This window comes from Ruminococcus sp. YE282 (genome assembly GCA_900101355.1).
Taxonomy (GTDB): Bacteria; Bacillota; Clostridia; order Oscillospirales; family Acutalibacteraceae; genus Ruminococcoides; species Ruminococcoides bromii_A.
Window position 1 is genome coordinate 130,778 of the sequence record FMUV01000003.1, and the last position, 12,206, is coordinate 142,983.

General features: G+C 40.2%; 11 protein-coding genes. 10 read left to right on the forward strand and 1 reads right to left on the reverse strand.

The window, feature by feature from the left end; all coding sequences use genetic code 11:
• Positions 1 to 8 precede the first annotated feature (8 nt).
• The gene (locus tag BLP46_RS02345; RefSeq protein WP_092975027.1) at positions 9 to 1,259 is read right to left on the reverse strand and encodes an ammonium transporter; all 1,251 of its coding nucleotides are present in this window, start codon (positions 1,257 to 1,259) and stop codon (positions 9 to 11) included.
• A gap of 663 nt (positions 1,260 to 1,922) precedes the next feature.
• Between BLP46_RS02345 and alr the strand changes: the two genes are divergently transcribed.
• The 10 genes from alr to BLP46_RS02395 form a co-directional block, all read left to right on the forward strand.
• Positions 1,923 to 3,101, forward strand: coding sequence for an alanine racemase (alr, locus tag BLP46_RS02350; protein ID WP_092975030.1), 1,179 nt, complete (start codon positions 1,923 to 1,925; stop codon positions 3,099 to 3,101).
• Positions 3,098 to 5,662 (forward strand): DNA polymerase I, encoded by a 2,565-nt coding sequence (polA, locus tag BLP46_RS02355; protein ID WP_092975033.1) that lies wholly within the window; start codon positions 3,098 to 3,100, stop codon positions 5,660 to 5,662. Before alr ends, polA begins: the two co-directional genes overlap by 4 nt.
• Positions 5,649 to 6,083, forward strand: coding sequence for an arsenate reductase/protein-tyrosine-phosphatase family protein (locus BLP46_RS02360; protein ID WP_092975036.1), 435 nt, complete (start codon positions 5,649 to 5,651; stop codon positions 6,081 to 6,083). The genes polA and BLP46_RS02360 overlap by 14 nt, the downstream gene beginning before the upstream one ends.
• Positions 6,084 to 6,148: 65 nt before the next feature.
• On the forward strand, positions 6,149 to 6,583 hold the full coding sequence (gene rimI / locus BLP46_RS02365; protein WP_092975039.1) for a ribosomal protein S18-alanine N-acetyltransferase: 435 nt from the start codon (positions 6,149 to 6,151) through the stop codon (positions 6,581 to 6,583).
• A 206-nt stretch (positions 6,584 to 6,789) separates the two neighbouring features.
• Positions 6,790 to 7,797: a tRNA (adenosine(37)-N6)-threonylcarbamoyltransferase complex transferase subunit TsaD gene (gene tsaD / locus BLP46_RS02370; RefSeq protein ID WP_092975043.1), complete on the forward strand. Its 1,008-nt coding sequence runs from the start codon at positions 6,790 to 6,792 to the stop codon at positions 7,795 to 7,797.
• A gap of 57 nt (positions 7,798 to 7,854) precedes the next feature.
• Positions 7,855 to 8,433 (forward strand): DUF4190 domain-containing protein, encoded by a 579-nt coding sequence (locus BLP46_RS02375; protein WP_092975046.1) that lies wholly within the window; start codon positions 7,855 to 7,857, stop codon positions 8,431 to 8,433.
• A gap of 56 nt (positions 8,434 to 8,489) precedes the next feature.
• Entirely contained in the window at positions 8,490 to 8,888 is a 399-nt protein-coding gene (locus BLP46_RS02380) for a DUF2752 domain-containing protein (protein ID WP_092975049.1), read from the forward strand.
• 39 nt (positions 8,889 to 8,927) lie between these two features.
• Positions 8,928 to 9,449 (forward strand): peptidylprolyl isomerase, encoded by a 522-nt coding sequence (locus tag BLP46_RS02385; protein WP_092975052.1) that lies wholly within the window; start codon positions 8,928 to 8,930, stop codon positions 9,447 to 9,449.
• A gap of 77 nt (positions 9,450 to 9,526) precedes the next feature.
• Positions 9,527 to 10,540: a UDP-glucose 4-epimerase GalE gene (gene galE / locus BLP46_RS02390; RefSeq protein WP_092975055.1), complete on the forward strand. Its 1,014-nt coding sequence runs from the start codon at positions 9,527 to 9,529 to the stop codon at positions 10,538 to 10,540.
• Positions 10,541 to 10,704: 164 nt separating this feature from the next.
• Positions 10,705 to 12,206, forward strand: a 1,502-nt coding sequence (locus tag BLP46_RS02395) for a pullulanase X25 domain-containing protein (protein ID WP_207645195.1), incomplete at its 3' end; no start/stop codon positions are given.

Below are 12,206 nucleotides of genomic sequence, written 5' to 3' on the forward strand. Positions count from 1 at the left end.
CTCCGTTATTAGTTATCAAGACCGTTGAATGACGGGTAAGCAACTTCGCCGTGCTGTGTGATGTCAAGACCAACCATTTCATCTCTGAGGCTGACTCTGATGTTACCTGTGAGCAATCTTGTGATGCCGTAGCAAATTAATGTACCGACAACTGCAATTACAATTGTGATGCCGATTCCTGCTGCCTGTGCGCCAAACTGAGCAAATTCACCGTAAACAAGGCCGTTGCCTGCTCCCGAGTTGATTGCTGTGCATGAGAACACGCCTGTAAGTAATCCGCCCCAGATACCGCCTGTGCCGTGGCAGCTAAATGCGTCAAGGGCATCGTCAAAGCCAAACTTCTTTTTGCCGACCGAAATCATAAGGTAGCAAACCGGGCTTGTTGTAAGACCGATGATAACTGCTGCCCAAACCGGAACAAAACCTGCACCGGGCGTAATTCCTACAAGACCTGCAACCATACCGGTGCTTGCGCCGATAAGAGTTGGCTTTTTGTTTTTGATAACATCACAGAGCATCCAAGAAAGTATTGCGGCAGCGGCCGAAGCTGTTGTTGTCATAAATGCGTGAGCTGCAAGACCGTTGGCTTCAAGTGCCGAACCTGCGTTAAAGCCGAACCAGCCGAACATAAGGAGTGAAGCTCCCAAAACAACTGTTGGAATATTGTGGATTTTATAATTTGCTCTTTCGTAGTCGTGGCGTTTGCCAAGGATTATACAAAGCACAAGTGCAGATACACCTGAACTGATATGTACTACGTCGCCGCCGGCAAAGTCAAGTGCACCGATTCCGTCTGCACCGAGCAATCCGCCCTGAGCCCAAACCATATGAGCAAGCGGGTAATAAACAATGAGTGACCAGAAAATGATAAATACAAAGAGTGATTTAAATTTCATTCTGCCTGCAACAGCACCTGTGATAAGCGCCGGTGTGATGACTGCAAACATCATCTGAAATCCGCAGAATACCATATTTGGAATTGCTGCGCCGTCTGTGTAGCCTTCGGTAAGTGAAACTCCTTCAAGTCCAAGCCAGCTCAAGTCGCCGATAATGCCGTTTGAACTTGGTGCAAATGACAGTGAGTAACCGAACAACACCCACATTACGATTCCTGTACCGATGATGAAGATAGAAGTCATCATTGTGTTTACAACGTTTTTCTTACGAACGAGTCCTCCGTAAAACATCGCAAGTCCCGGTGTCATTATAAACACGAAGGCTGCGCAGATTAATACAAAGCCTATACTTCCTGTATCCATTTTAATAACCTCCACATAAAGAGTATTTGTTTTGACAAAAAATAAAGCTCACTTTGTTTTGAATTGATATATTGCAGGAAATAAAACTGAAATTGCAAAATACTCAAAACCAAAGTGAACTTCTTTGTTCATAAATATTCATTTTTTAAAATATGTGTAAGAAGTTTTCCGGAAACTTTCTTTACTATTTTGTAATTATACAGCCGTTTTAATCAGTTGTCAATAGGTTTTTGTATGTTTTTTAAATTCAAACACAATTTTTTTGAAAACTTTTAAGGCTGAAGCTTAATTTAATGAAATTGCAAGTTTAACATAACGATAATTCATTTTGTGTCAAAAGCAGTTTGAATAAGATATTGTTAAAATTTGTTGGTTGAATTATTATTGATATCGTATACTTGCAAAATAATTATAAGAGAATTTAATAAATAATTGTTTGCCGCAATCATAATAAATAATGACCTTTTGTTTAATCTTTATGTTGATTTGACTCTTGAAAAGTAATATAATAATATCTGTATGTATATATGTTTAAATCGGAGCAATGTTCTGCTTTGTTTAAAAAAGCAGAATGTGCGACAGATTGCAAACAGGGCAAAGGAGCGTAAGCTCCTCAGCCTTTCGGTGATTATATCTTCACTATGATTATAAAAGAGGGTTAATATGAATTTTGTAAAAAGGACTTGGGCTGAAATATCGCTTGATGCAATTGCTCATAATTTTAACGAAATCAAAAATAAGGTAAATGGAAATTCAAAAATCTGTTGTGTTATAAAGGCTGACGGATACGGTCACGGCGCAGCAGAACTTGCAAATATATATGATGAACTCGGCGCTGACTTTTTTGCCGTTTCAAATATTGACGAGGGAATTGAGATTCGCAACTCAGGATGTAAGCTGCCTATCGTAATTTTAGGATATACGCCTGTTGCTGATGCCAAAAGGCTTTCTGATTATGATATTTCCCAAGCTGTGTTTTCTCTTGAATATGCAAAAAGTCTGTCGGACGAATGTGTAAAACAAAACTGCACTTGCAAAATTCATATTAAGGTTGACACCGGTATGAGCCGTATCGGCTTTATGTGTCAACAGTTTCCGAGAGATGATTATTCTATTAAAGAAATTTTAGAAGCCTGCAACCTTCCAAATCTAAGCCTTGAAGGTTTGTTTACGCATTTTTGTGTTTCTGATGAGGCAGAAGAGGGCAGAGAATTTACGCAAAGGCAGTACCAAAACTTTATATATGCAAAGAATGCCATTCAGTCAAACGGAATTAGTATAAAATATGTTCACTGTTCAAACAGCGGTGCAATTGAGGATTACCCGGATACATACTGTGATATGGTTCGTGCAGGCATAATTCTTTACGGTCTTTCACCGTCAAGGAAGCTTTGTGGCAAACTTGATTTAATTCCTGCAATGACGCTTAAAACTACCGTTGCCTATGTAAAGAACTTAAAAAAAGGTTCTGACATTTCATACGGAAGAACCTTTACTGCGCCAAAAGATATGAAGATTGCAACAGTTCCGATAGGTTATGCCGACGGCTATATTCGCAGTAATGCAAAAGACGGATATATGCTAGTCAACGGAAAGAAAGCAAAAATTGTGGGCAGAATATGTATGGATCAGACTATGCTTGACGTGACCGATATTGACGGTGTCAAGACGGGCGACGAGGTAATTGTTTTCGGAACAGGTAAAAACGGAGAGCCTACCGCCGACACAATTGCCCAAAATACAAACACTATAAATTATGAGGTCGTTTGTCTTGTGGGTAAGCGTGTGCCGAGAATTTACTACAAAAACGGTGTTATTACGGATGTGATGTATAAACTATGAGATTACTTGTTGTTGACGGAAACAGCATTGTTAACCGTGCATTTTACGGAATCAGACCGCTTACCACAAAGGACGGTCAGTTTACAAATGCAATATACGGTTTTCTTACTATGCTTTATAAAATAAAAAACGAAGAAAATCCCGATTCGGTTGCCATTGCCTTTGACCTTAAAACTCCTACGTTTCGTCACAAGGCATATTCGGGCTATAAAGCAAACAGAAAGGGAATGCCCGAAGAACTTGCTTCTCAAATGCCTTTGCTAAAAGAGCTTTTGGGATTGCTCGGATATAAAATTGTAACCTGTGAGGGATACGAGGCTGACGATATTCTCGGCACGCTTGCTTCCGCTTGCGAAAAGAGCGGAAATGAGTGTGTTATTGCAACGGGTGACAGAGACAGCTTACAGCTTGTTTCGGATAAAACTTATGTTCACCTTTGCACAAATCGTGACGATATTCTTTACACTCCCGATAAAATTATGGAAGATTACGGCGTAACACCTGTCGAGATGATTGAATTAAAGGCAATTCAGGGTGATTCTTCCGATAATATTCCCGGAGTTGCGGGTATCGGACCAAAGGGTGCGGGCGACCTTATAAAGCGTTTCCATAACATTGATTATATATACGAGCATATTGATGAAATTGACATTAAAGACGGTATAAGGAAAAAACTGAAAAATTCAAAGGATAATGCGTTTATGAGCCGTATGCTTGGCGAAATTTGCCGCACGGCTCCGATTAACACCGATGTTTCAAGCTATAAATCAGGTAATGCAGACAGAGACGCCGCCGCAAGGTTTATGGCAAAGCTTGAACTGTTTTCTTTAATAGAAAAATATGGTCTAAACGATATACCCAAAAATGAGCAAAAGGTTGTCGAAAAAGTAAATTTTGAAGTAACAGAAGATTTTGACGACAATATTCTTTTAAAGAATATAAAAGTAGTAGGGAAAGTCTACATTTTGTGCAATATTGCTCTTAAAGAATTAAATTCTTTTGCGGTTTTAAATAATGAAAAAGTATATGTTTCAAAAAATCCCAAGCTGTTAGAAGAAATTTTGTCTGACAACACCGTAAAAAAATATACCCACGGGTGTAAAGCAATTTTTGCATATGCTGACAAAAACGGATTTGAAGTCAATTCTCTTGCGTTCGATACAGAGCTTGCGGCATATCTTTTGGAACCGTCGTCCAAAGATTATTCGGATGAAAATCTTTGTGCCGCCTATGAAATTGACCTTCCGTGTACAGAAAATGAAAATTATAAGCCTTATTGTGTGCTTACAGTTTATGAAAAACTGTGCGACAAGCTCAGTAATCGGATTAAGGCTAACGAGCAGGAAAAGTTACTGTCGGATATTGAAATTCCGCTTGCCAACGTGCTTGCAAAAATGGAAAATATCGGTTTTGATGTTGACAGACAGGGAATTGAAGATTACGGAAAAGTGCTTTCATCTCAGATTGAATCACTCAAAAGCGAGATATACCAAAATGCAGGTGAGGAATTTAATATAAATTCGCCGAAACAGCTTGGCAAAGTGCTTTTTGAGGATTTACAGCTTCCGTGCAAAAAGAAAACCAAAAGCGGTTACAGCACCAATGCTGATGTTCTTGAAAGCCTGAGATATCAGCACCCGATTGTTGATATGGTACTTAATTACCGCACGCTTGCAAAGCTCAACTCAACCTACTGCGAGGGCTTGTTAAAGGTAATCGGAGATGACGGAAGAATACACTCAAGTTTTAATCAGACCGAAACCCGAACAGGCAGAATCAGTTCAACCGAGCCTAATTTGCAGAATATCCCGGTTCGTACCGAACTTGGACGTGAAATGCGCAAGTTTTTCTGTGCAAAGGACGGCTGGACGCTTGTTGACGCCGACTATTCACAGATTGAGCTTCGTGTGCTTGCACATATTTCACACGATAAAAATATGATAGAAGCCTTTAAGAACAACGATGATATTCATGCAATAACCGCTTCCCAGGTATTTAATATGCCGCTTGATATGGTGACTCCGATAATGAGAAGCAGGGCAAAGGCTGTAAATTTCGGAATAGTCTACGGCATAGGTGCGTTCTCACTTGCAAAAGATATCGGAGTCAGCAACAAAGAGGCTTCGCAGTATATTAAAAATTACCTTGCTCATTACAGCGGCGTTGACGAGTATATGAAAAATGTGGTTGAAAAGGCAAAGCAGGACGGCTATGTTGAAACAATGTTCGGTCGCAGACGTTACTTGCCCGAGCTTACTTCAGGAAAAGCAATGCTGCGCAAATTCGGTGAACGTGTTGCACGAAATATGCCGATTCAGGGAACTGCCGCAGATATTATAAAAATTGCAATGATTCGTGTGAATGACAGACTCAAAAAAGAGGGTTTGCAGTCAAGGCTTATACTTCAGATTCACGACGAACTTATTGTGGAAGCTCCGATTGACGAAAGCTTGTATGTTGCAAAGCTTTTACAGGAGGAAATGGAAAATGCAGTTGCGCTCGATGTGCCTTTGACAGCGGACGCTGCTGTGGGAAAGACGTGGTATTATGCAAAAGGATAAAAAGTATGTGGCTTTTGTTTGCACGGGCAATACTTGCAGAAGCCCAATGGCAGAAGCAATATTCAATAAAATTGCAGATGAAAAAGAAATTGACGTGACCGCCGAAAGTTTTGGCATAGCAACATCAACAGGTGCTTCGGTGTCGACTAATTCGGTTTTGGCAATGAAAGAATTGGGAATTGATTTGGCCGACAAAACGGCAACTGCGGTGAATGACGTTGACCTCAAAAAATATGATAAATTTTATTGTATGTCACAAAGTCATTCAAGAATGTTGCAGGATTTTTTCGGGGTATCTCCCGATAAAATAAAGGTTATTAACGTCTGTGACCCGTATGGCGGAGATTTAGAAGTTTACAGAAAATGCCGTGATGAAATATATAATGCGATAAAAGAATTATTCACAAATGATTTTGAATAAAATAAATATAATATAAGTGCAGATGCCAGTCCTTAATGCGGCTGGCGCACTAAGAATAAAACGATATGAAGATTGAAAAAATGAACGAACAACACCTTGACGGTGTTTGCAAAATCGAACAGCAATGCTTTGTTCATCCTTGGTCACTTGAAAGCATAAAGTCAGAACTTGGTAATGAAAACTCGTTATTTTTGACCGCAACAGACAACGGCAAAGTTGTCGGATATATAGGTATGAACTTCGTGCTCGACGAGGGATACATATATAATGTGGCGGTTGACAGGGATTTCAGGTGCCAGGGAGTCGGAAGTGCCCTTATAAATGAGCTTGTGACTTACGGCAAAAAGAACAATTTCAGCTTTTTTACTCTTGAGGTGCGTGAAAGCAACGAAAATGCCCGCTCGCTTTACTCAAAATTTGGTTTTATTAAGGTCGGTGAACGCAAGAACTATTATTCCGAACCTACTGAAAACGCAATTTTAATGACGAAGTATTTTTAACCTATTTATAATAAACACTCCTGTTGCCGTGGTGGTGTCAAAATAATAATCTTAGTGCAGATTCCAATTTGCACTGTTAGAAATCGGCTACACCCCTATCTCTCGAAAGCAAAGCTGAGTGTTGCTTTGATTTAAGAATTATGGCAAATTTTGCGGTTTTTGAATATACAGATGTACTGCCGCATAGGAAATGAAAGGAAACAGAAATGAAAATTCTCGGAATAGAATCCTCTTGTGATGAAACAGCGGCAGCTGTTGTTGAGGACGGACGAAAAGTTTTATCATCGGTTGTTGCAACCCAGGTAATGGAGCATAGACAGTATGGCGGCGTTGTACCGGAAATTGCATCACGCCGTCACGCAGAAAACATCGTTCCTGTTGTGAGAAAGTCGCTTTCCGATTGTAATCTTACACTTGACGATATTGACGCTATTGCCGTTACATATGCTCCGGGGCTTATCGGAGCCTTGCTTGTGGGTGTAAACTTTGCAAAGGGATTGTCACTTGCTTCAGGCAAGCCGCTTGTGCCGACTCATCACCTGCGTTCGCACATTGCTTCAAATTATATTTCTAATCAAGAATTAAAACCGCCTTTTTTGTGCCTTGTGGTGTCCGGAGGTCACAGCCATATTGTTATGGTGGAAGACTACACAAAGATGAAAATTCTCGGCAGAACCCGTGACGATGCCGCAGGCGAGGCGTTTGACAAAGCGGCACGCACAATGGGTATGCCTTATCCGGGCGGCATTGAACTTGACAAGGTTGCCGAAAACGGAAATCCGCTTGCCTTTAAACTGCCCCGTCCCGTTGTTCATGACGCACCGTATGATTTTAGTTTTTCGGGCTTAAAAACCGCTGTAATTAACCTGATTCACAATGCTTCACAAAAAGGTGAAGAATTAAACAAGGCTGACATCTGTGCTTCGTTTCGCTATGCTGTGGTAGATTGCCTTACAACAAATTTTCTTAAGGCGGCAGAAGATTATAAGGTCAATAAGCTTGTCATTGCCGGAGGCGTTTCGGCAAATTCTCTTTTGCGTTCAACCTTGCAAAATGAGTGTAAGCAAAGAGGTTATGAATTTTATATGCCCGATAAATCGCTTTGCGGAGATAACGCCGCAATGGTGGGTTCTCAGGGGTATTATGAATTTTTGAGCGGTAATACAGCCGATTCATCGCTTAATGCGTTTGCCACAATGAGCATTGAATTATAATTGACAAAATTCTTCATTTATTTTATAATTTAATTAACCTAAAATGGAGGTACCATTATGGACGGAAATAACGATTATAACGGATTCGATAATCAAAATCCAGAGACAAACAATAATAGATATTCTGAAAATAATAATCCAAATAATGAACAGGGTATTCCTTATTATCAGCAGCAGAATTTTAATAACCAGAATAACCCATACAGTAATTCTCAGCAGAGCAATTATTACGAACAACAAAATCAGTATAGTCAATCTCAGCAAAACCAATATGGACAGAATAATTATTACTCTCAGCAGGCCGGTTACCAAAGTCAGTACAATCAACCGGTTGGCAATGCCTATCAGCAACAGCAGTATGCTTCTTACGAACAGCCAAGCGGAAAGGGTTTTGCAATAGCTTCTCTTGTGCTTGGTATAGTTTCTGTTTGTACATGCTGCGGAGGTTTGCTTCCTTCGGTTCTTGGTCTTATTTTTGGTATCATTTCCAAGTCCAAACAAAGTGAAAATAACGGAATGGCTATTGCCGGCATAATTCTTTCATCAATCGGCATTGTAATTTCATTGATTTTCATAGCTATGATGATTATCGGCGGCGCACAGGGCGATAATGTTAATCTCAGATATTATTATTAAAATCAAATATTATCCGGGCAGACTTTTCTGCCCGATTTTATTAAACCTTGATAAATATGAAGCAGTATAAACCATATCAAAAAATATTAATTTGTATTTTGCCGTTTGTTTCGGCAGTGCTTTTTTATTTTATATCAATTTTTGTACTTAAATACATTACGTTTCCCGAATGTCCGTCATTCAGATTTTTGCACATATATTGCCCGGGTTGCGGAATGACAAGAGCGGCGGCGGCATTGATACACGGCGATATTTTGTTGTCACTTAGGCAGAATTTAATGCTTGTTTTGGAAATTATAATATTTGCGGTTTATTATTTGGAATTTGCCATTCGGGCTTTCGGCAAACCTGTAAGATTTCCAATCCACAATATAAAACTTTTGTATGTTTTTCTTGCTTTTTTGGCGATATACAGCATTGCAAGAAATTTTGTGCCTGCAATTGCCCCAATTTAAAAAATTATAGAAATAAATAATAATAAAAAGGTGATTACAATGAATAAAAATCCTATTGCAACTATTGAGATGAACGATTCAAAAATTATAAAGGTTGAACTTTATCCCGATGTTGCCCCAAACACAGTCAACAACTTTATATCACTTGCAAATAACGGTTTTTATGACGGCTTGACCTTTCACCGTGTAATTTACGGATTTATGATTCAGGGAGGTTGCCCCGAAGGAACAGGAATGGGCGGTCCGGGTTATTCAATCAAGGGTGAGTTTGCCGCAAACGGCTTTGACAATCAGCTCAAGCACACTGCCGGAGTTATTTCAATGGCTCGTTCAATGATGCCCGACTCAGCAGGTTCTCAGTTCTTTATTATGCATAAGGACGCTCCGCACCTTGACGGTCAGTATGCCGCTTTTGGAAAAGTTGTTGAGGGAATGGATGTTGTAAATCAAATTGCAGAAACCGACACGGATTTTTCCGACAAGCCTTATGATGACCAGATTATCAAGTCAATCAAAGTCGAAACATTTGGCGTTGACTATCCTGAACCTCAAAAGTGCTGATTTAATGAAGCAGAGATTTAAAAGTGTACGCAAATTGTGTATACTATATATATATGTAAAAAAGAAAGGGTATTAAAATGAACGTATTACTTGCAGGCGGAGCCGGATATATCGGCTCGCATACTTGTGTTGAACTTCTCAATGCAGGACACGATGTTATAGTTGCCGACAACTTCTCAAACAGTTGTCCCGAGGCAATCAAGCGTGTGGAAGAAATTACAGGCAAAAAAGTTCCGCTTTACGAAGCTGATGTTTGCAAGAAAGATGCAGTCGATAAGATTTTTGCCGAAAACAAAATTGACGCCGTAATTCATTTTGCAGGACTTAAGGCAGTTGGAGAGAGCTGTGAAAAACCTGTTATGTATTACAGAAACAATATTGATTCAACACTCACATTGCTTGAAGCAATGAAAAAGTACGGAGTAAATAACTTTATATTCAGTTCTTCCGCAACGGTTTACGGCACTCCAAAGACAGTACCGTTGGTAGAAACAATGCCGACAGGCTCACCGACAAATCCGTATGGCTGGACAAAGCTTATGATGGAGCAGATTTTGACTGATACAGCTAAGGCAAATCCTGAAATGTCGGTTGTGCTTCTCAGATACTTTAATCCGATCGGTGCACACGAAAGCGGAAGAATAGGCGAAGACCCGAACGGTATTCCAAACAATCTTATGCCGTACATAACTCAGGTTGCCGCAGGAAGACTTCCTCAGCTTGGCGTTTTCGGAGATGATTATCCGACTCACGACGGTACAGGTGTTCGTGACTATATCCACGTTGTTGACCTTGCCAAAGGTCACGTTAAGGCCATTGAATACTCGGCAAATCACAAGGGAACAGAGGTGTTTAACCTCGGAACGGGAACCGGATACAGCGTACTTGACATAGTAAAGGCATTTATCAAGGTTAATAAAATCGACATTCCTTATGTTATCAAACCGCGCCGTGCAGGAGATATTGCAGAATGTTATGCCGATGCGTCAAAAGCAGAAAAAATACTTGGCTGGAAAGCAGAGAAAAGTCTTGAAGATATGTGCTATGATTCTTGGAACTGGCAGTCACACAATGTGAACGGTTATAAGTAACAAACGCTATTGTAAAAATTTAGACATTATGACAAAAGTATAAAAAATTTTCAATAATATTAGAATTATTTTTTACCAAAACACGATTTTTTATTGACTTTTAGCGGGCATTTTTATATAATATTATTGCTTATAGTAGCATTATCAAATAAGGAGGAAACGAAATGTTCAAAAAAGCAATTAGTCTTTTATTGTCATTGATGTTGATTATTACATCACTTTCAATCACAGCAATCAGCGTTTCTGCTGCTGATATAAAGTATGTAGTAGCCGGCACAGCTAACCTTTGCGATAGCACATGGGATTTCTCTGAGGAATCCGGCAATATTATGACTGAAAAAGAAGATGGCACATATGAACTCGTCTTTAGCCCTACCGAAGAATTGGGTGTAGTTCAGATTAAAGTAGCTAAGCTCACAGACGGTAAGGTTCAGGCAGACGAAGACTATTACGGTGATGCATCAGGCAATAACATTACCTTTAAGGTTACAGATGCAGGTGATGTTACCGTAACATTTGACCCGAGCACAAAAGAAATCAAAGTTAAGGGCGACAACGTAGAGATGGTTAGCGATCTCAAAATTGACGCTATGCGTGCAGTCGGCAACGGCGACGGCAACTGGCTTAACGGTGTTGGTTGGGATCCGGCAGACGACTCTAACAAGATGACTGAGGTTTCAGACAATGTCTATGAAATTTCTTATGATGGTCTTGAAGCTTATGATAACTATCAGGTAAAGTTTGCTGCTAACGGTTCTTGGACTGATAACTGGGGCGGCGAGTTTAAAGCTTCGGGTGTAAAGACAGATGCTGACTACAACGGCGGCAACATTACAATTGATGTTCCTGAAGATAATTCAACTGTAAAACTTACACTTGACCTTACTGGTTTTGATTATGCTTCAAAGACAGGCGCTAAGTTTACAGTTACAATAAACGGTGAAGAGCAGGAAGAAACAACAGTTGCTCCAACAACCGAGGCTGTTACAACAAAGCCTGAAGAGACTACTGCAGCACCGGCTGAGGAAGGTCTTAACGTTAAGGCAACTTCAAACTACTTCCCTGAATTTACACAGCACTTTGATGCTTCAACTGATACTGTTACTGTAACATACTTTATCAATTCAGAGAAGAGAATGCTCAACAGCCAGTGGAAACTTACATATGATCCATCAGTTCTCAAGTTCAATGCTGATAAGAACGTTGACGAGGATGACAACTGGACATTTATGCCACAGGCAGGCGACGCAGTTTGCAACCCCGCAGATGCAGGCATTATCAAAGGTAACTGCACAAGCCTTAAGCTTTACAGACTTCAGACAAAGACCGGCGGCAAGGTTCCGTTCGTTTCTGTTACATTCGATGTTGTAGGAACAGGTAACACAACCGTTAATCTTGAACTTGAAGTAATGCAGATTGCAAACCTTGACCCAACAACTAAGCAGGAAGATCCTGATACCGAAGAAACTGTTGCAAGAGGCAGCGAGATTCTTGAAGTATCAGTTCCGATTACAAGAGTTGCATATGTATATGAGGGAACACTTGATCCTTCATACGAGCCTGCAACAGAAGCTCCTACTACTGAGGCTCCGACAACAGTAGCCCCAACAACAGAAGCTCCAACAACAGAAGCTCCAACAACAGAAGCTCCTACAACAGAAGCTCC

Coding starts and splice junctions, on each gene's coding strand:
- BLP46_RS02345 (WP_092975027.1), bottom strand. CDS start 1,259: ATGGATACAGGAAGTATAGGCTTTGTATTAATCTGCGCAGCCTTCGTG.
- alr (WP_092975030.1), top strand. CDS start 1,923: ATGAATTTTGTAAAAAGGACTTGGGCTGAAATATCGCTTGATGCAATT.
- polA (WP_092975033.1), top strand. CDS start 3,098: ATGAGATTACTTGTTGTTGACGGAAACAGCATTGTTAACCGTGCATTT.
- BLP46_RS02360 (WP_092975036.1), top strand. CDS start 5,649: ATGCAAAAGGATAAAAAGTATGTGGCTTTTGTTTGCACGGGCAATACT.
- rimI (WP_092975039.1), top strand. CDS start 6,149: ATGAAGATTGAAAAAATGAACGAACAACACCTTGACGGTGTTTGCAAA.
- tsaD (WP_092975043.1), top strand. CDS start 6,790: ATGAAAATTCTCGGAATAGAATCCTCTTGTGATGAAACAGCGGCAGCT.
- BLP46_RS02375 (WP_092975046.1), top strand. CDS start 7,855: ATGGACGGAAATAACGATTATAACGGATTCGATAATCAAAATCCAGAG.
- BLP46_RS02380 (WP_092975049.1), top strand. CDS start 8,490: ATGAAGCAGTATAAACCATATCAAAAAATATTAATTTGTATTTTGCCG.
- BLP46_RS02385 (WP_092975052.1), top strand. CDS start 8,928: ATGAATAAAAATCCTATTGCAACTATTGAGATGAACGATTCAAAAATT.
- galE (WP_092975055.1), top strand. CDS start 9,527: ATGAACGTATTACTTGCAGGCGGAGCCGGATATATCGGCTCGCATACT.